The 18,880-nt window shown below is 70.4% G+C and carries 15 protein-coding genes and 1 pseudogene; 8 read left to right on the top strand and 8 right to left on the bottom strand.

What is annotated here, in order from left to right; genetic code table 11:
* Positions 1-160 precede the first annotated feature (160 nt).
* Positions 161-1,234: a chitinase gene (locus tag EV375_RS06325; RefSeq protein WP_130298572.1), complete on the top strand. Its 1,074-nt coding sequence runs from the start codon at positions 161-163 to the stop codon at positions 1,232-1,234.
* A 131-nt stretch (positions 1,235-1,365) separates the two neighbouring features.
* Here EV375_RS06325 and dacB read toward each other — a convergent pair whose 3' ends face one another.
* Entirely contained in the window at positions 1,366-3,075 is a 1,710-nt protein-coding gene (gene dacB / locus EV375_RS06320) for a D-alanyl-D-alanine carboxypeptidase/D-alanyl-D-alanine endopeptidase (protein ID WP_130298571.1), read from the bottom strand.
* A gap of 98 nt (positions 3,076-3,173) precedes the next feature.
* Between dacB and EV375_RS06315 the strand changes: the two genes are divergently transcribed.
* Complete coding sequence (locus tag EV375_RS06315) at positions 3,174-3,542, top strand: VOC family protein (RefSeq protein ID WP_130298570.1); 369 nt, start codon at positions 3,174-3,176, stop codon at positions 3,540-3,542.
* Between the two features lie 209 nt (positions 3,543-3,751).
* On the opposite strand, the pseudogene EV375_RS29570 reads toward EV375_RS06315, so the two are convergent.
* Positions 3,752-4,164 (bottom strand): annotated as a pseudogene (locus tag EV375_RS29570) (ATP-binding protein).
* A 264-nt stretch (positions 4,165-4,428) separates the two neighbouring features.
* Between EV375_RS29570 and EV375_RS06305 the strand changes: the two are divergent.
* The 3 genes from EV375_RS06305 (at position 4,429) to add (ending at position 6,862) form a co-directional block, all read left to right on the top strand.
* Positions 4,429-5,343 carry a Scr1 family TA system antitoxin-like transcriptional regulator gene (locus tag EV375_RS06305; RefSeq protein WP_130301653.1) on the top strand — a complete coding sequence of 305 codons (915 nt, stop codon included), beginning with the start codon at positions 4,429-4,431 and terminating at the stop codon, positions 5,341-5,343.
* A complete protein-coding gene (locus EV375_RS29565; protein ID WP_486588320.1) occupies positions 5,300-5,434 on the top strand; it encodes a DUF397 domain-containing protein in 135 nt (44 codons plus the stop codon). The genes EV375_RS06305 and EV375_RS29565 overlap by 44 nt, the downstream gene beginning before the upstream one ends.
* Before the next feature lie 432 nt (positions 5,435-5,866).
* Positions 5,867-6,862 (top strand): adenosine deaminase, encoded by a 996-nt coding sequence (add, locus tag EV375_RS06295; RefSeq protein ID WP_130298568.1) that lies wholly within the window; start codon positions 5,867-5,869, stop codon positions 6,860-6,862.
* Here add and EV375_RS06290 read toward each other — a convergent pair.
* Positions 6,859-7,740 carry a hypothetical protein gene (locus EV375_RS06290; RefSeq protein WP_130298567.1) on the bottom strand — a complete coding sequence of 294 codons (882 nt, stop codon included), beginning with the start codon at positions 7,738-7,740 and terminating at the stop codon, positions 6,859-6,861. The two genes, add and EV375_RS06290, sit on opposite strands and share 4 nt — an antisense overlap.
* 279 nt (positions 7,741-8,019) lie before the next feature.
* Complete coding sequence (locus tag EV375_RS06285; protein WP_130298566.1) at positions 8,020-9,225, bottom strand: cysteine desulfurase-like protein; 1,206 nt, start codon at positions 9,223-9,225, stop codon at positions 8,020-8,022.
* A gap of 355 nt (positions 9,226-9,580) precedes the next feature.
* Here EV375_RS06285 and EV375_RS06280 point away from each other — a divergent pair, with 355 nt between their 5' ends.
* Positions 9,581-11,800 (top strand): NADP-dependent isocitrate dehydrogenase, encoded by a 2,220-nt coding sequence (locus EV375_RS06280; protein WP_130298565.1) that lies wholly within the window; start codon positions 9,581-9,583, stop codon positions 11,798-11,800.
* A 238-nt stretch (positions 11,801-12,038) separates the two neighbouring features.
* On the top strand, positions 12,039-12,785 hold the full coding sequence (locus EV375_RS06275; protein ID WP_130298564.1) for a class I SAM-dependent methyltransferase: 747 nt from the start codon (positions 12,039-12,041) through the stop codon (positions 12,783-12,785).
* Positions 12,786-12,834: 49 nt separating this feature from the next.
* On the opposite strand, the gene EV375_RS06270 is transcribed toward EV375_RS06275, so the two are convergent.
* Positions 12,835-14,013 carry an acyl-CoA dehydrogenase family protein gene (locus EV375_RS06270; protein WP_130301652.1) on the bottom strand — a complete coding sequence of 393 codons (1,179 nt, stop codon included), beginning with the start codon at positions 14,011-14,013 and terminating at the stop codon, positions 12,835-12,837.
* 98 nt (positions 14,014-14,111) lie between these two features.
* Here EV375_RS06270 and EV375_RS06265 point away from each other — a divergent pair, with 98 nt between their 5' ends.
* A complete protein-coding gene (locus EV375_RS06265; RefSeq protein ID WP_130298563.1) occupies positions 14,112-14,756 on the top strand; it encodes a TetR family transcriptional regulator in 645 nt (214 codons plus the stop codon).
* 70 nt (positions 14,757-14,826) lie between these two features.
* Here the strand turns inward: EV375_RS06265 and EV375_RS06260 are convergent, their stop codons facing one another.
* The 3 genes from EV375_RS06260 to EV375_RS06250 form a co-directional block, all read right to left on the bottom strand.
* Positions 14,827-16,659 carry a choline/carnitine O-acyltransferase gene (locus EV375_RS06260; protein WP_486588319.1) on the bottom strand — a complete coding sequence of 611 codons (1,833 nt, stop codon included), beginning with the start codon at positions 16,657-16,659 and terminating at the stop codon, positions 14,827-14,829.
* A gap of 8 nt (positions 16,660-16,667) precedes the next feature.
* The gene (locus EV375_RS06255; RefSeq protein WP_130298561.1) at positions 16,668-17,624 is read right to left on the bottom strand and encodes a class I SAM-dependent methyltransferase; all 957 of its coding nucleotides are present in this window, start codon (positions 17,622-17,624) and stop codon (positions 16,668-16,670) included.
* A gap of 83 nt (positions 17,625-17,707) precedes the next feature.
* Complete coding sequence (locus EV375_RS06250) at positions 17,708-18,577, bottom strand: HalD/BesD family halogenase (protein WP_130298560.1); 870 nt, start codon at positions 18,575-18,577, stop codon at positions 17,708-17,710.
* Positions 18,578-18,880: the final 303 nt, after the last annotated feature.

Genomic DNA, 18,880 nt, shown 5'->3' with positions numbered 1-18,880 from the left:
GCACCCGGCAGGCGGGCGTTCCCGCTTTCCGCTCCCTTAAATGTGAGTTAAGCCCTCCCCGCCGCCGCTCCCAACGTGCCGATTGTCCGGTTCCCGCTCGCTAGCTTGTCGGGTGTGCAGGAGACCGGACGTCCGGCAGGCAGAAGGAGGCAGCCCGGCGATGACCGAGCGCGTGGAGGCGCAGGCTTCCCCGAGGACCCGCGCAGGGAAGCATGCAGCAACCGCATTGACGGCAGCGGCAGTTGCCGCGTCGTTGCTCGCCGGCTGTTCGAGCGGGGAGACCGACCCCGGGCCCACGGGCCCGCCCCCGGCGACGCCTTCGCAGACGGAGGACCCGCTGCCGGACTCCGGTGACTTCGCGCCGTACGTCGACACCTCCCTCAAGCCCTCCTACGACCTTCTCGAGCGGGCGGGGAAGACCGGTGTGAAGGAGTACAACCTCGCGTTCGTCTCCCCGGGAGGCGGCTGCGTGCCCAAGTGGGGCGGCAGGCAGCGGCTGGAGGACAACCCCGTGGCCGCGCAGGTGGAGCAGTTGCGCGACGAGGGCGGCGACGTACGGGTCTCCTTCGGCGGTCAGAGCGGCAACGAACTCGCCCGGGTCTGCGGCTCGGTGGACGAGCTGACGAGCGCCTACACCAAGGTCATCGACGCCTACGGCCTGACGAAGCTCGACTTCGACCTCGAAGGCCCGGCGCTGACGGACAAGAAGGCGAACGAGCTCCGCAGCCAGGCGATCGTGCGCCTCCAGCGGCAGCGTCCGAACCTCAACGTCTCCTTCACCTTGCCCGTGATGCCTTCGGGCTTGAACCGGGACGCCCGTGCCGTGCTGGAGAACGCGCAGAAGAACGGCGCGAGGGTGAACCGGGTGAACATCATGGCCATGGACTACGGCACGTTCTACGACGGAGACATGGGCGAATACGCCGTCAAGGCAGCCACCGCCGCCCACAGGCAGATCCGGCCCGCCCTCGGGATCAGGGACGAGGAGGAGGCCTGGGACGCGCTCTCCATCACCCCGATGATCGGGGTGAACGACGTCAAGGGCGAGGTGTTCCGCCCCGAAGACGCCACGGAACTGCGGAAGTTCGCGGACAGGAAGAAGCTGGGCGGCCTGTCCATGTGGTCCGCCACCCGCGACAAGCCCTGCCCCGGGGGCCCGAACTCCAAGGCGCAGGCGACCTGTTCGGGAATCGGGAAGAAGGCGGACGAGTTCACGAGGGCGTTGAAGGGCTGAAGGCGGGGCGTGGCGCCCGCCCCGCAGCGCCGGGCGCCGCATTGCCGCGCCAGCCCGACGCCAGGGCGGCCGCATTGCCGCGGCACCCCGGCGCCAGGGCGCACGCCCCCGGCGGTGCGGAGGCGCGTACGTCAGCAGCGGGCGGGCTTCTTCCAGGAGCACTCCGGGCCGACGACGAGGGGCCCCGCAGGGCGCCGGTCGTCACTCGTGCCCTCAGCGCCCTTTGTGCGGGCCTTGTCCCCGGCGTCTGCCCCGGCCCCGGCCCCGCTGCCGGAGTCGCGGCCGTCGGAGGCGAGGGCCACCACGATCGCGTCCTCGATGTCCTTCACCGAACCGGCGAGGTAGTTGTTGAGGACGACGCTGTAGGCGAGCTCTCGGCCGTCCGCGTCGGTGACGTAGCCCGACAGCGCCGAAGCGCCGGTCAGCGAACCCGTCTTGGCGTGTGCGTTGCCCTCGGCCGGGGTGTCGCACATGCGTGAGCGCAGCGTGCCGCCCGTCATGCGGTCCCCGGCACAGGCGATGGGCAGCGCGTCGTACCACTGCTTGAACCACGGCTTCTTGCGCACGGTGTGGAGAAGAGTAGCGATGTGGCGTGCGGAGACGTTGTCCATACGGGACAGTCCCGAGCCGTCGACCTGGCGCAGCGTGCCCGCGTCCACGTCCTGCTTCTCCAGGAAGTCCCGTACCGCCTTCAGGCCCGCGCTCCACGTGCCCTTGCCCGCCGTCTCGTCGCCCATGGTCTTGGTGAGGACCTCGGCGTGGTTGTTGTTGGAGAGCTTCAGGAACGGGACGCTGATCTTCGCCAGGGGCATCGACGTGTGCCTGGCGACGCGCTCGGCGCCGTCCGGTGTGGCCTTGCCCAGTTCCGTCTTCCCCGAGACCCGGACGCCGTGCCGCTTCAACGCGTCGGCGAAGACGGAGGCCGCGTAGCCGGTGGGTTCCCACACGCTCGTCCAGGACTCGTCCGGGTCCGCGCCGGCCGGGATGCCGCCGCTCACGGTGAGGGTGTTGCCGCCGTGTTCGCGGTCGACGGTGATCGTGTCCTTTCCGTCCCGGTCGACCGTGGTGGCGGTGACGTCGACGTCGACGTAGCTGTTGGACGGCGTGACCTTCACCTTGGGCTTCTCGCCCGTCGACGAGCCGGGCACGATCTCCAGGTGGACGCTGCCGGTGTCGTAGTCGGTGTCGGGCGCGAGGCTCAGCGCGGAGATCTGTGAGGAGTAGTACGCCGACTCGTCGTCGGCCGCCCACGAGCGTCCGAGCCGCTGAGAGTCGAACCGGGTGTCGTCTGCGACGAGTTCGCCGGTCACCGTCCTGATCCCGGCAGCGGCGACGTCCGCCGCGAGCGCGTCGTAGTCCTCGGCGAGCAGCGTCGGGTCGCCGGTGCCGCGCAGGTACAGGTCGCCGTCGAGCCGCCCGCCGTGCCGGTCGCCGTGGGCGAGCACGTCGGTGCGGTAGCGGTAGTCCGGGCCCAGGACGTCCATGGCGGCGGCGGAGGTCAGCAGCTTGGTGTTGGAGGCGGGCATCAGCCGCTTGCCGGGGTTGCGTTCGTACAGCGACCGGCCGCTGCCCGCGTCGCTGATCACGATGCTCGTCGCCGCTCCCTCCAGCCGCTCGGCGGTGAGAATCCGGTCGACGGCCTTCTGCCACGAGGGCGCGGGTGCGGGCGCGGTGGTGCGCGCCCCGGCGGAGCCGCCCGTACCGAGGGCAAGGGCGACGCCCGCGGTCACGGCGACGACTTTCCTGCGCGTGCGGGACCAGGAGACCGGCCGCGACGGCGTGTCCGTGCCCGGCGCCGGGTGGGGGGAACGGGCACCCCCGTGAAATGTGAGTCGCGTCATGACGTGAGCCTGCCAGCCCGCGGGAGGGCTGGCGAGGTTCCGCGCGGACGGGGCCGCGTCCCGTCGGCCGGGAAGCTGCCACGTGCCAGGATCGGCACATGCTGAGAATCGGGTCCGTCGTCCTGGGCGTCTCGGACGTGCGGCGTGCAGTCACATTCTGGACGCAGGCCCTCGGGTACGTCCCGCGCGACGAGGTCGAGGAGACATGGGCGGTCCTCGTGCCCGCGCACGGACCGGGGGCCCAGCTCTCGCTCGGCCTCAGCGAGACGCCCGTCCAGCAGTATCCGAGGGTCCACCTGGACCTCTACGCGGGGGACAAGGACGACCAGGCGGCCGAGGTCGAGCGACTGGTCTCCCTGGGGGCGCAGCGCGTGGACTGGGACCTGTACCCGCCCGACGCCGACTTCATCGTTCTCGCCGACCCCGACGGCAACCGGTTCTGCGTCATCGACACCGGCGGTCACTGAAGAGGCAGCCGGTCGCGGCAAGCGGGCCGTTGCCGCGTTTCCAAATGCCCGGACGGCGCTGCGAGTCGGGGCAGCTCTCGGCCGGCGGTGCGCGCAGCCGCCGACGGCCCGTCCGCCGGCGGCAGTGCAGGAGTCCGGCCACCGGAGCGCGTTCCGCCGCTGACGGGCGCCACCGCCGGTCCGTCGCGGTGCGGGCGGCCGCACGGCTTTCACCAGATCCCCCAGGTCCACGGCTCTCGTTCGACCTCCGCCCAGACGGTCTTCCCCACGGGGTGACGGGGGCCATGTGCCCCAGCGGGTGGCCAGGAAGTCCACGAGGAGCAGTCCGCGGCCGGATTCGTCGTCCGGTCCCGGGTGGACGGGACAGGCGGGGCGGAGGCTCCGGGTCGGCGTCCGAGACCTCGATACGGACGGCGCCCGTCTTCGGGTCGAGAGCGAGTCGGAGCGCGAAGTCGCGCCCCGGGACGCGGCCGTGGCAGACCGCGTTGGCGGTGAGCTCACCGACCAGCAGCGCCACGCTGCACGAGATGTCGGACGCGGGTGCGCAGCCCCACTGGTCCATCCGCTTCACGGCGAGCCGCCGCGCAAGCCGCGCTCCCCGGGGCGAGGACGTGAACTGCATGGCGAACGTCAGCAGTTGAGCCGAGTCCGGTTCCGGGGCCCGGTGAAGGTGAAGGGCAGGCTGTGGTCCCGTTTCGGGGTCCGGCTGTTCGTTCGTCGTCGCGTGGAGCACTGTGCGTCATCCCGATTCGGTTCATGATTCGTGACTTTCCGTACTCAAGGATCGTCGGGCGGGCCTATCCTCAAAAGGTGCCGAAGGCTTACAACGGTGGTCGTAAGGAACGGAAGTAAGGCCGTGGCCAACGAAATCGATCCCGCCTCGTCCATGGCCGCGCTCTTCGGCTCGCGGGTGCGCAAGCTGCGTACGGCCGCGGGCATGACGCAGGCGGAACTGGGCCGCGGAACCCACGTGGTCAGCACGCGCATCACCCAGGTCGAGCGCGCCTCCGGTGCGAAGCCGACGCTGGAGCTTGCTCGTGCGCTCGACAACGCCCTCGATGCGGACGGGTTGCTGGTCGACCTCTGGCCGTACGTCCACCGTGAGACGTTCCCGGACTGGTCCCGCGCCTTCATGGCGTACTCGGCCCGGGCGGTGATCATCGGCCAGTACGCGGCGCACGTGGTGCCCGGTCTGCTGCAGACGCGGGAGTACGCGCGGGCGGTGCTGAGCGTCGATCCATCGCCGACCAGCGCTGAGCAGTTGGAGGAGCGAGTCATTGCGCGCATGGGCCGACAAGAACGGCTGCAGGCACTCGATCACCCAGATCTGTGGGTTGTACTCGATGAGGCAGTGATCAGACGTCCCATCGGCGGCCGCGCTGTGATGCACGACCAATTGACCCGCCTCCTGGCGGCCAACGCCCAAGCTGGAGTCACGATCCAAGTGCTGCCGTTCGACCAAGGCGAACACGAGGCGATGGGGGGCTCTCTGACGATCCTGGACCTTCCGGAAGACACCGAGGTGGCCTACCTGGAGGGTTCCGACTACGGCCAACTCATCGAGGAATTGGCCGAGGTCAAACGGTACTCGGCGATTTATGACCGCTTGCGGGCCATGGCCCTGCCCTCCAAGATGTCGCTCGACATGATTCGCTGCGTGATGGAGGGCTACCACCGTGGAGTCAGTGTCCCGGCCAGGGTTCAGCGGCGCCGTGTGGCGCAGGAGCAGTCACAGCAATCAGGCGGGCGGCGACTGCGTGGAGGTGGCGGACGGTTTTCCCGGCGTGGTGCCCGTCCGTGACAGCAAGGTTCCGGATGGCCCGGCCGTCGTCGTCCCGGCGGGGTCCTGGAGGCTCTTTGTCGACGGCGTGAAGGCTGACCGCCGCTTCTGAGGCCGCGCCGCTTCTGACGCGGAAGGGAGGCCCGCGGTGTGCGGACCTCCCCGATGTGCGCTGTTCGGCGATGACTTCACCGTGTGGAACGTCAGCTGCGCGGCGCGTTCGGAGAGTTGGGCGCGCTCCCCGCGCGGTGAGGGTGCGCTTGTCCCGGATCCGGCCGTCCGTGCGGGAGGACCGCCGAGATCACGGTCCGGATCGCGCCGGTGATGGCGGCGAGCACGGGGATGCCTCCAACGCGCGGGTCGGCTTCCGCGCCCGGGTGCCCAGGCAGCGGAGGCTCATTCACGCGTGAACTTTCCGCACCCGCACCCGCACTCGCCCACGAATCGGCACGTGCGGCGCAACTCCTGCGCACCGCCGTACCGCGGGTGGCCTCTGGCGCCGAAGCGCCGGTGGGCAGGGCGTCCTTGTGCAAAGCTCAGGGCCGTGACATCCGCGAAGATTGAGATGCACGTTCATCTGGAAGGTTCGATCCGCCCGGCGACGCTGCTGGAGATCGCCCGCCGCAACGGCGAGTCACTGCCGGCCGACACGGTCGGCGGCTTGGAGGAGCTCTACCGATTCACCGACTTCCGCCATTTCATCGACGTGTGGATCATGACGACCAACTGCCTGAGGACCGCTGACGACTTCCGGCAGGTGGTCGTCGACTACGCGCAGCAGGCCCGGAGTCACGGCGCGGTCTATCTCGAGGCGATCTTCTCCCCGGCCGAGCGTGTGGAGGCTCACGGCATCGGCTGGGACGAGATCTACACGGGCTACTGCGAAGGAGCCGTCGAGGCGCAGGAGCGGTTCGGGCTGACGGTGCGGTTCACGCCGGACCTCTACCGGGGCTGTCCGGTGGAGCTGGCGGAGAAGTGCGCCAGGGTGTCGGTGCGTTACCGGGACCGGGGCGTGGTGGGCCTGGGAATCGGAGGCTATGAGCTGCAAGGCCCTCTGGAGCCGTATCGGAGGGCTGTGAGGATCGCGCAGGACGGGGGACTCGCCTTCGTGCCGCACGCGGGAGAAGCAGCCGGCGTGGAATCGATCCGGGAAGCCCTCGAACTCGGCGCCGTAAGACTGCGTCACGGCATCCGCGCCGTCGACGACTCCGCGCTGGTCGCCGAGTTGGCGGAGCGGGCCGTGGTGCTCGACGTCTGTCCGACGTCGAACCTGCGCACAGGAGTCGTCGAACGGCTCTCCGCTCACCCGCTGCCCCGGTTGCGTGAGGCTGGAGTTCTGTGCTCGGTCAGCACGGACGATCCGGCCATGTTCGGCACCGACCTCGACCACGAGTACGAGGTGGCGGAGCGGCTGGGGCTCCCGGCCGAGGACGCGTACGCCGCCGGCCTGGCGGGCGCCCTGTGTGAGGAGGAAGTCCTGAAGCGCCTCGCGGGCGTCGAGGACGGCGGTGCCGACGAGAACCGGGCCGGCCCTGGCTAGTGCCGGCCCCCGCCTCCGTGGTGGGCACCGCCGCCGTGGGATCCTCCGCCGCCGCCCTTGTGGCCGCCGCCTCCGTGGGGTCCGCCGCCGTCGCCCTTGCCGCCTCCGTGGTCGGCGGCTTCACCCTGGTCCTTGCCGGCGTCGCGGTCGTCCTGGCCGCCGCCTCCGAACAGGAAGCCCAACAGGCCGCTCAGCAGGCCGCCGTCGTCGTCCTCGTCCTGGTCGCCGCCTCCCTGCGAGCCGCCCGCGTTCGACGCGCCGCCGTCGCCGGTGTCGCCACCCGCGTCGCCCTCGTCGCCGCCGCCCGGGTCGCCGGTGGAGCCGCCCTGCGCGGCGCCGCCCGCGTCGTCCCCCGAAGGGGAGGGAGCGGGCGTCCCGTCATCCGACGGGGGAGGCTGCGAGCCGGGGTGCTCCTCCTGCTCCTCGCCCGCGGGCCGCATGCCGTCGTCGTCCATGGACGGCGGGGGATTGCCCGTCTGCGGCTGCTCGGGGGCGCCTTGCCCGTCGGAGCGTTCCGCCGCCTCCCGCGCGACCATGTCAGGGTCGGGTGAGACCGAGACGGCGGGCCTGCCGCCTCCCTGCACCGACGAGCCCGAATTCATCGCGTCCACGCTGAAAGCGACTGTCCCGAGCGCGACGGCCGCGGCGACGCCCACGGCGACACCCCTGCCGCGTCGGTCCAGGGACCTGCGGGCGCTCTCGAAGGACCGTCCGGCGGTGCCCGCTCCGAGCTGCCGGGACGAGGCCTTCAGGCGGGGCCGGAATGCCTGGAAGGCTGAGACGTCGTTGCGGCCGGTGGCCGCGGGCGTGCACGAACACGACGACGTGCCGTCAAGCTGGATTCGCGCTCCACACTTGGAGCACTTCAGTGCTGCCATCGTCGGCCCCCTCGACGGAATCACGACGCGTTCCCTCGTTTTTTGCCACCCGGACGCCGACTGGGACGCACAGTTGGCAGGTCACCGTCAAATGTAGCCAGGGGCTCGGGGCCGCATGCGGTAGTTGTCAACTTGCGAGCGGTGTGGTTTCAACCCGGCCCGGCCGGTCCCGGGGCAGATCCCGAGCGGGCCCCGGGGCGGCGGGGGCGCTGTCGCGGAACTGCCCCGGAGCTCGCCTCGGCCTCCTCCAGGCGTTCAGTCCGCCGTGCTTCGGCCCGCTCAGCGCAGGAAGTCCGCCAGCCCCTCCAGCAGCCGGTCCACGTCCTCCGTGTCGTTGTACGGGGCCAGGCCCACCCGCAGCCCTCCGGCATCGCCGAGACCCAAGTGGCGGGAGGCCTCGATCGCGTAGAAGGAGCCGGACGGGGCGTTGATGCCGCGCTCCGCCAAGTGGCGTGCGGCGGCCGGGGTGTTGTGGCCGTCGTCGAAGGTCAGCAGCAGCGTGGGCGTGCGCAGGGCGGCACGCGAGTGGCTGCGGACGGCGGGGAGTTCCGCCAGGCCGTTCTCGAGCCGCTGCAGCAGCGCGTCCTCGTGCTTCTCCAGCATCGAGTAGGCGGCGACGAGTTGCTCCCTGCGGTCCCGTTCGGGGTGCGCTCCGGGGGCCGCGAGGACGTCGACGGCGGCGCGCGCTCCGGCGAGGAGTTCGTAGGGCAGAGTGCCGAACTCGAAGCGTTCCGGGACGGCGTCGGTGGACGGCAGCAGCTTGTCCGGGGCCAGCGTCTCCAGCAGCTCCGGGCGGGCGGCGAGCACTCCCATGTGCGGGCCGAGGAACTTGTAGGGGGAGCAGGCGAAGAAGTCGGCGCCCAGCGCCTCCAGATCGATGAGGGAGTGCGCGGTGAGGTGGACGCCGTCGGCGTAGAGCAGGGCGCCCGCGTCGTGCGCCAGCCGGGAGATCTCCGGGATCGGGGGACGCGTCCCGATCAGGTTCGAGGCACCGGTGACCGCGACGAGCCGGGTGCGATCGGAGATTACGGCGCCGACGGCCTCCGCCGTCAACTCGCCGGTCTCAGGGTCGAATTCGGCCCACCGCACGGTGGCACCCGCCTGCTCGGCGGCCTGTACCCACGGGCGGACGTTGGAGTCGTGGTCCAGGCGTGTGACCACCACCTCGTCGCCCGGCGACCAGGACTTCGCGAGCGTACGCGAGAAGTCGTAGGCGAGCTGCGTGGCGCTGCGGCCGAAGACGACACCGCGCGGGTCCGCGCCGAGCAGGTCGCCCAGCGCCTGCCGGGCCTCGGCGACCAGCGCTTCCGCGTTGCGCTCCGCGGGGTTGCCGCTGCCGCGGTTGGACAGCGGCCCGGCGAGCGCTCCCGCGACGGCCTCTATGACCGCGCGGGGCGTCTGCGTGCCGCCGGGCCCGTCGAAGAACGCCGTTCCGGTCGCGAGAGCGGGGAACTGCGCGCGGAAGAGGTCGATGTCGAAGGGCATGCGGGCTCCGGCAGGGAGAGGTGTTCGGTCGGACGACGGCAGCCATGATCAAGCGTGACGGCCGGTTTGGCCAGAGCGCGGCTGTCTCGTGGGAACGGCCGGTCAGTGTGACAGCCTCCGGCCGCGGCCTTCTCGGCCCGTGACACGGTCACTTCCTTCCTGGCCGGCAGGAAAAGCAGCAGCGGCGCCGGATCCGATATGCCGGTCATGCCGGGTGGTCCGATCCGGCCCCGAGCAGAAACGCCTGCCGCTCGCCTCCCTTCCGGTGCCGGGGGCGGGTGGACGGGGAGGCGGCGGGACCAGATATCTTGATATCGAGACGATGTAGACGTGGAGCACGTGGAGCGGAGTACCGGTGACTGACTCGACCATCATCTATACGGACACCGACGAGGCCCCGGCCCTGGCGACGTATTCGTTCCTGCCTGTGGTCAGGGCGTACGCCTCGACGGCGGGGGTCGGTGTCGAGAGCCGCGACATCTCCCTGGCCGGGCGCATCCTCGCCCAGTTCCCAGAGCGTCTGGAGCCCGGGCAGCGCGTGGAGGACGCCCTCGGGAACCTCGGTGAGCTGGCCAGGACGTCCGAGGCCAACATCATCAAGCTGCCGAACATCTCGGCTTCCATCCCGCAGCTGAAGGCGGCCGTGGCTGAGCTTCAGGAGAAGGGCTACGCGCTGCCGGACTACCCGGACGAGCCGAAGACCGACGAGGAGCGCGACATCCGCGCCCGCTACGACAAGGTCAAGGGCAGCGCCGTCAACCCGGTGCTCCGCGAGGGCAACTCGGACCGCCGCGCACCGGCGTCGGTGAAGAACTACGCCCGGTCCAACCCGCACCGCATGGGCGCCTGGTCGCCGGAGTCGAAGACGAACGTCGCGCACATGGACGGTGACGACTTCCGCTCCACCGAGAAGTCCGTGATCGTCCCCGAGGACGGCTCCCTGCGCATCGAACTGGCCGCCGACGACGGCAGTACCACGGTTCTGCGCGAGTCGGTTCCCGTGCTCGCCGGTGAGATCGTCGACGCCTCGGTGATGCGCGTCGCGGCGCTGCGTGACTTCCTCACGGCGCAGGTCGCACGCGCCAAGGCCGAGGGCGTGCTGTTCTCGGTGCATCTGAAGGCCACGATGATGAAGGTCTCGGACCCGATCATCTTCGGCCACGTCGTCCGCGCGTTCTTCCCGAAGACGTTCGCGGAGTACGGCAAGACCCTCGCCGGGGCCGGACTGACCCCGAACGACGGTCTGGGCGGCATCTTCAAGGGCCTCGAGTCCCTGCCCGACGGCGCGAAGATCAAGGAGTCCTTCGAGGCGGAGCTCGCCGAGGGCCCTGATCTGGCGATGGTCGACTCCCACCGCGGCATCAGCAACCTGCACGTGCCGAGCGACGTCATCGTCGACGCCTCCATGCCGGCCATGATCCGCACCTCGGGCCACATGTGGAACAAGGACGACGAGGAGCAGGACACCCTCGCCGTCATCCCCGACAGCAGCTACGCCGGCATCTACCAGGCCGTGATCGACGACTGCCGCGCCAACGGCCAGTACGACCCGGCCACGATGGGCTCCGTGCCCAACGTCGGACTGATGGCGCAGAAGGCCGAGGAGTACGGCAGCCACGACAAGACCTTCGAGATCCCCGCCGCCGGTACCGTGCGGGTCCTCGACGGCGACGGCAACGCCGTACTGGAGCAGGCCGTCAGCACCGGTGACATCTTCCGCATGTGCCAGACCAAGGACGTCCCCGTCCAGGACTGGGTCAAGCTCGCCGTCAGCCGCGCCCGCGCGACCGGCGACCCCGCGGTGTTCTGGCTCGACCAGGGCCGTGCGCACGACGCGAACCTCATCGCGAAGGTCGAGCAGTACCTGCCGCAGCACGACACCGACGGCCTGCGCATCGAGATCATGGCGCCCGTCGACGCGATCGCGTTCTCCCTTGAGCGCATCCGCCGCGGTGAGAACACGATCTCCGTCACGGGCAATGTGCTGCGCGACTACCTGACCGACCTGTTCCCCATCCTGGAACTGGGCACCAGCGCCAAGATGCTGTCGGTCGTGCCGCTCATCAACGGCGGCGGGCTCTTCGAGACGGGCGCGGGCGGCTCGGCACCCAAGCACGTGCAGCAGCTCGTCAAGGAGAACTACCTGCGCTGGGACAGCCTCGGTGAGTTCCTGGCACTCGCGGTCAGCTTCGAGCACCTCGCGCAGAAGACGGACAACGCGCGCGCCCAGATCCTCGCCGACACCCTCGACCGCGCGACGGCGACCTTCCTGCACGAGAACAAGTCCCCGACGCGCAGGCTCGGCGGCCTCGACAACCGCGGCAGCCACTTCTACCTGGCCCTGTACTGGGCGCAGGAGCTGGCCCGGCAGACCGATGACACCCAGCTCGCCGAGGCCTTCGCGGACCTCGCCCGCACCCTGGGCGAGCAGGAGCAGGCCATCGTCGACGAACTGATCGCGGTGCAGGGTTCGCCCGCGGACATCGGCGGCTACTACTGGCCGGACGCGGCGAAGGCGTCCGCCGTGATGCGTCCCTCGAAGATCTTCAACGAGGCGCTCGCGTCGCTCGGCTGAGTCGGAGCCCCGCCCTCGCGGACGCGGAACCTGTGGGCCGTGCCCTCCCGGACCGGGAGCACGGCCCACAGGCCTGCGCGGCACGCGCCGCGCCGTCCGGAGGCGAACACCGGTGCACGAGGCGGCGGTTGACGAGCATGACCGCGGCAGGGGCGGTCGCCTCGAGCGCGCCGTTCGGCCCGGTCACCGAAGGGCCGGATTCCAGCGGCACGGGGTGCTCCGTCGCTACGCTTCCGGTATGGGCCCTTCCGCCAGTTCAGCCGATTCGGCCGGTTCCACCGGTTCCCCGGGTTCGGTGAGTTCCGCCGCTTCGGCCGGTTCCGCGCGCCCGGCCGTGCACACGTACTGGGAGACCGCCGGCGCGACGATGACGTTCACGCATCCGCTCGACCACGCGCTGCTGGAGCGGTATGTGCCCCGCGACGCCCGGATCCTCGACTACGGCTGCGGCTACGGGCGGTTGACCGCGCAGCTGGAGGAGCTCGGCTACCGCGACGTGCAGGGCGTGGACCCTTCCGCGGCGATGATCGAGCGCGGAGCACGTGAACACCCGGGCCTGACGCTGACCCGGCAGAGCGCGCTGCCGCTGCCGTTCGCCGCCAACTCCTTCGACGCGGCCCTGCTGTTCGTCGTGCTCGGCGTCGTCCCGGGCGACGCCGACCAGAACGCGCTCGTCTCCGAACTCGCCCGGCTGATCAGGCCGGGCGGCGTGCTCTACCTCAGTGATGTGCCGCTGCAGGACGACGAACGCCATTCGCGGCGCTACGCGGAGGCGGTCGCCGCGGCCCCGTACCGCGCCTACGGCACGTTCTCCACGCCGGACGGAGGACTCTTCCGCCACCACCGCCCCGAGCAGCTGCGGGCGCTGCTGCACGGCAACGGCTTCACCGTCGCGGAGGAGCGTACGGGGACGACCGCCACGCTCCACGGACACACCACGCGCAATGTCCAGCTCGTTGCCCGGCGGGACGCCCCCGCCGGGTAGGCGGGCCGGCGGCCGACCGCGGCCGCGCCGTGGGCCGTTCGGCGTCAGGTCAGCGGAACGCCGCCTCGCCGGTGAGCGCCTGGCCGATCACCAGCTGATGCACCTCGGAGGTGCCCTCGTAAGTGAGCACGGACTCCAGGTTGTTGGCGTGCCGCATGACCGGGTACTCCAGGGTGATCCCGGCGGCTCCCAGCATCGTGCGGCACTCGCGGGCGATGCCGATCGCCTCGCGGACGTTGTTGAGCTTGCCGAGGCTGACCTGTTCCGGACGGAGCGTACCGGCGTCCTTGAGGCTGCCGAGATGCAGCGCCAGCAGCATCCCCTTGCCCAACTCCAGCGACATGTCGGCGAGTTTGGACTGCGAGAGCTGGTAGGCGGCGAGGGGCTTGTCGAAGATCTCCCGCTGGCGGGCGTAGTCGAGGGCGGTCTCCAGGCAGTCGCGCGCTGCGCCGAGCGCGCCGAAGACGATGCCGTAGCGCGCCTCGTTGAGGCAGGAGAGCGGGCCGGAAAGGCCGACGGCGCCGGGGAGCACCGCCGATTCGGGCAACCGCACGCCGTCCAGGACGAGTTCGGACGTCACCGACGCGCGCAGCGACATCTTCTTCTTGATCTCGGGCGCCGAGAATCCGGGAGTGTCCGCCGGCACGACGAATCCGCGGACCTTGTTCCCCGGGTCGTCCGTCTTCGCCCACACCACGGCGACGTCGGCGACGGACCCGTTCGTGATCCACATCTTGGTGCCGTCCAGCACCCAGTCGGAACCGTCGCGCACCGCGCGTGTGCGCATGCCGGCGGGGTTGGAGCCGAAGTCCGGCTCGGTCAGGCCGAAGCAGCCGATGGCGTCACCGGCGGCCATCGACGGCAGCCACCGCTGCTTCTGCTCCTCGCTGCCGTACTCCCAGATCGCGAACATGGCGAGGGAGCCCTGCACCGAGACCAGGGACCGCAGCCCGGAGTCGCCGGCCTCCAGTTCCATGCACGCCAGCCCGTAGGCGGTGGCGCTGGTGCCCGCGCAGCCGTAGCCGTCCAGATGCATGCCGAGCACGCCCAACGAGCCCAGTTCTCTGGCCAGTTCGCGTGCGGGGACGGAGCCGGACTCGTACCAGTCGGCGAGCCGGGGCCTGACCTTCTCCTCGACGTACTGCCGCACCGTGTCCCGGATCGCGCGGTCCTCCTCGCCGATCAGGGCCTCGGTGCCGAAGAGTCCGAGCGGGGTCTGGGATGTCACGGGCGGCACGGCGATCTCCTCATCTGTTTCTAACAGCGTTAGGTTTCTGTCTCCGGGTACGTTAACCTTACGGCGTTAGTTTTCACAAGGAGTCCCCGATGCCACGCCCGAAATCGCCGCTGCTCAGCCGGGAGCGGATCCGTGACACCGCGCTGGAACTGATCGACGCCGAGGGCATCGGCGCACTCTCCATGCGCAACCTCGCCCTGAAGCTCGATGTGAAGGCCGCGTCGCTCTACAGCCACTACCCCAACAAGGACGCCGTGCTGGACGCCGTGGCCAACCTGCTCACCCGCCAGGTCGACACCTCCGGCTTCGAACGCGGCTGGCGCGAGGGCCTGGAGACGTGGGGCAGGTCGTACCACGCCGCGCTCAGCAGGCACCCCAACGCCGCCCCGGTCGTGGCCGCCGGCACCGGCAGGCGCGAGGACTTCCTGGCCATGGCCGACGCCGTGCACGGCGGGCTCGTCGGAGCCGGCTGGCCCCCGCGGCACGCGACGATGATCGCCGCGTCCGTGAAGTACCTCGTGATCGGGGCCGCCACCACGCCCTTCGCGAGCGGCTTCGCCGATGACACACGGGTCTACTTCGAGCGCTATCCCAACCTCGTGCAGGCACACCTGATCCCGGCCCACGCCGAGGAGATCGACACCGACAGCTTCGAACTCGCCCTGCACAGCCTGCTGGTGGGGCTCGAACCGCTGCACGCCTCGCTGACGTCTGCGCGCGCCGCGCGGGAGTGACCCGACCGCACGCGGGCGGACCGTCCCGCGACGGCCCGCCCACTGCTGATCGCTCCCGCTGGACGAGGCCCTAGCCGGCCAGCAGCTCCCGAAGTTCGGTCACGGCCTCGCGGAGCCTGTCCGCGAAGGTGTGCATCTGGTCCGCCACCGTGAGCGGCGTGCTCAGGTAGAGGTTGAAGCGCTCCGGAAGCAGCACATAGGCGACGCCGATGCAACGGCTGCTCGTCGAACCGAACCCGAAGAACTGGATGTTGGTGGACGGCGCGGAGCTGGTGCTCAGATAGTCCTCCCGCATCCTCAGCCAGCCCGCGCTGCGGTACAGCGAGGGCTGCTCGTGCACACCGAGCTCCGCACCGCGGCGGCGCTGGATCAACTCCAGTTCCCACAGGTGCTGTTCGGGGGCCTCCACGGCCTGGCACTCCTTCGCGCGCGCCACGTGCGCGGTCGCGGCAGCCTGGAAGGCGAGGCGCCGGGTCTCCCTGTCCGCCTCCGGGTCCTCCATCGTGTCGACGAACGCGTACATCTCCGGGGTCACGACGCGCATCGCCTCCGTACGGCCGTGCTTGTACTGCCGCGTGGCGATCGACTCGTACGTGGCGCCCAGACGGCCCTTGGCGCGCTTGTGGGCCAGCTGGTAAGCGACCTGCACGAAGGCGTCGGGGGAGACCCCGAGCGCTTTGGCGTGGTTGCTTCCGAAGTCACCGAAGGAGACGGTGCGCGTCGCGGTGCTCTGCCCGTACTCCGCGAACTCCGCCGCTGCGGAACGCACTTGCTCCCGCAACGCGTCGTCGGTACGGAACTCCACGGGCCGTACGTCCGGCGCCCCCTGGGTGCGCGCACCGGACTGCTCGGAGTGCACCACCGCCGGCACGGGCAGCAGCGCGTCGACGAAACTCAGGATCGTGGTGCCGTCCAGCTGGCAGTGCTCCACGTTCAGCCCGGCACGGCCGTCCTCGAAGACGACGAACGACACGGCCTTGTCGAACCAGCGGTTGCCCCGGTCCCCGTACAGCAGCTCGTCGCACGCCTCCTGGACGCCGGAGGGCGCGAAGTCCTCCAGGCACACGCAGAACAACGCGTCCTCGACGGTACGCAGGGACTCCGCGTTGTCCGGATCGCAGTCCAGCAGAGACGCCCGGGCCTTCGCCCACTCCGCGCGGGCCATGGTGGTGAGGTGGCCCACCGAGGTTCCCCCGGCCGCCCGCTCGGCACCCGCCTTCATCACCTCGCGCAGCCCCGCTTGCAGGTCCTCCAGGCTGTGCGGGGCGCCGTCCTGACCGATGACGTCCATCCGGAAGATGTTGCCGCGGAAGAACACCAGGATGTGCCGCTCCCGTGAGGGGCCGGGCCGCTCCGGCGAGTAGGGCGTGCGTGAAATGTCCTGCTCCACGCCCGGGATGCGGGTGCTGGAGAAGAGGTACTTCAGCTGCTCCATCGACTGCGGCTTCCCCCGCTGCACCACGGGCGGGATCAGCTCCTCGTCGATCTGCCGCTTGAAGTCGAGCGCACCGGCGACGAGTCCGGCCGCCCGCTCCACCTGCGTCTCGTCCGAGTCCCTGAAGAGGAAGAAGAAGTTGGCGTTCAGGGCGATGCGGTCACGCCGCCCCAGATAGCGGTAGGGCCAGAACGTGTCCAGCCAACTGTGCACGCCCTCCGCGGAGTTGTACTCCTCCAGAGCTGCCTGGAGCACGCGCCCCGGCCCCTCGGGGTCGAGAAAGGTCCTCACCTCCGCCTCGGACGCCGCGAGTTCACCCGGCGAGAGCAGCGGCGCGCACCAGGCGAGGAACCTCTCGCAGCTGGCCTCCAGCGTGGGCAGCGGCACGCGCGGCAGGGAGTCCTCCTGCGCGAAGGTGGGGTTGGTCGTCGCGCTTCCGTGACTCGCGCTTCCCTGACTGGTGTTCACTTGCGCTCTCACTCCGGTTCGTCGGTGGGTGTTGTGTGTCCGGCCGGTGCGGCGGGCGCGGCTGGTTCTCGGGGCGGCCCGGCAGCGGTCTCCCGCGCGAGACGTTCCGGGGTCCAGGGCCATCCCGCGGTTCCGCTCGGACGGGAAAGATACAGCCGCGCGTACAGCCAGCCGTCGGCCTCCAGGCCGTCCGCGTCGACTCCGGCTTCCTTCATCGTCTCCAGCACCTGCGTCTGCTCCTGGGGAGAGGCGAACCGGCGCTGCCGGAAGACGTCGTCGGCACAGACAGTGCTGTATCCCAGCTCCTCGAGCGCCCGCTCGACGGGGTCGAACGGGAACATGCGCAGCACGAAGTGCGCCATCCAGGGCCGCCGGTCGCCCGTGGAGCGGACGATACGCGTAAGTGTGCGCTCGGTGACATAGCCGATGCAGCCCGTGGAGATGACCAGATCCGTGCCGGCGAACTGCGCGCGCGCCCTCGGTGACGGGTCGTCCTGTTCCAGGTCGGCATGGACGGCGTCGTCGAGGAACCCCGCTTCGAGCGCGTACCCGAGCGCACTGCCGGAGGTGTCCAGACCCACGAAGCGGACCGGACGCGCCGGTGTGTGCGAACGCGCCAGCCTGCGGTCGCGTGCCAGCAGCGCCTCGGAGGTCTCCTCGGCACGGGCACCGGCGCCGGGCCCGGCGGCGAGGTGCTCGTCGCAGTAGCGGGCGTAGAGCGCGTCCATCGTCACGTCGTACTTGAGCAGAGCGGCGTTGATGCCGTACGAGCAGCCGATGTCGAGCACCTTCGGCACGGCGACCTGCCGCGCGTCGCGGTACTCCTCGATGAGTTTCGCGAAGTAGGGCTTGGCCTGCTGGGGGACGCAGTAGTCGAGTTCGCGCAGTTCCCTGAAGTAGGCACGGGGATCGGGCCCGTTGTAGATGTGGTCGAGCGTGACTTTCCCGGTGGCGTCGAAGCGCACGGACGGCTCCTGTGGGGGTGGCAGGGGGGCGCAGCGGTGTACAAGTGGCAGGCGCGCGGCAGAAGGGCCGCCTCACGGCAGCCCTAGTCGAGCAGCCGGTCGCCGCGCACGGCGCGGCCCTCGGCCTCCAGGTGCTCCGGCAGCACACGCCCGAAGAGCTGCCGGGTGCGCGAGACGCTTCCCACGACGCCGGGGCGCTCGCTGTAGGCGAAGATCGCCGAGTGGCGGGCCGCGCAGCCCCGCACCGGGCTGACGCGGTGCAGGGAGAAACGCCCCTTGAACAGCTGAAGGTCACCGGGGCGCAGCAGCAGGCGCCGCGTCAACTCCCCGCCCCTGCCCTGAAGTACGTCCCGCACCCGGCCGAAGTTCTCGTCCTGCGCGGACCTGATGTTGGGGCAGTACTCGAAGACGCCGCCCACCTGCGCCTCCTGGGTGAGCATGCTGACGGTGAACTCGTTGGTGTCGAAGTGCCAGGGGTGCTCCATCCCCGGCTCGACGACGTTGAGCACAAGCCCGGACAACGGGTCGGCCAGCTCGTGCAGTTCGCCGAGTTCGAAGCATCCCGCGACGAAGCGCTTGAACGTCTCGTCGGAGTAGAGACGGCTGATGAGGGACCCGGAGGGAATCCGGTCGCGGGGGACGAAGGCGTTGCCGCGCTCGAAGGCCATGCGGCCCGGATGGTCCTCGGGGAGGTCCGGGCCGGCGGCCATGTTGTAGACGTTGACCGTGGCGACGTCGACGTGCGCCCGGGGCGCCATCTCCGCGCACTCCTTCCGCAGCGTCTCTTGTAGGGAGGGGCGGATGAAGTCCGGCAGCACGGTGCAGCCGTCGGCCAGGAGGTCCTCCTTGGCCCGGGAGAGCACGTCGCGTGCCCCTGCGCTGTCGAGGTCCGTGAGGGGATACCGGTCCGTGTCGACCAGTTCCTCCAGTGTGGTGGCTTCCGAAGTGCTCATCCGATCCTCTCCCGCCCGCGGGCCGGCCGCCCCGAGCCGGCCGCCCGGCCGGGTCCGCCGGGGGGTGCCTCCCAGCGAAGCTGGGGGGAGTACCTCCCGGCGAAGCCTGGGAGCCACCCGGCGCGCGCCCGCGGACAGGACGACGGAGCCGGTGCGGCCCGCTTCACGGACGGGACTTCGCACTCGGAATCGCAGCAACTCTACTGATGAGTAAGGGAGTTGAAGTTCCCACATCCTCGCTCGCCTGTCTGTGACACGTCACACGGTCGTCACGTGAACACGGCCGACGAGGCCGGATCGTGA

The sequence above is a fragment of the Streptomyces sp. CNZ301 genome, assembly GCF_004217425.1.
The sequence above is the reverse complement of the archived record's forward strand: the minus strand, read 5'-3'. Positions and strand labels throughout refer to the sequence as shown.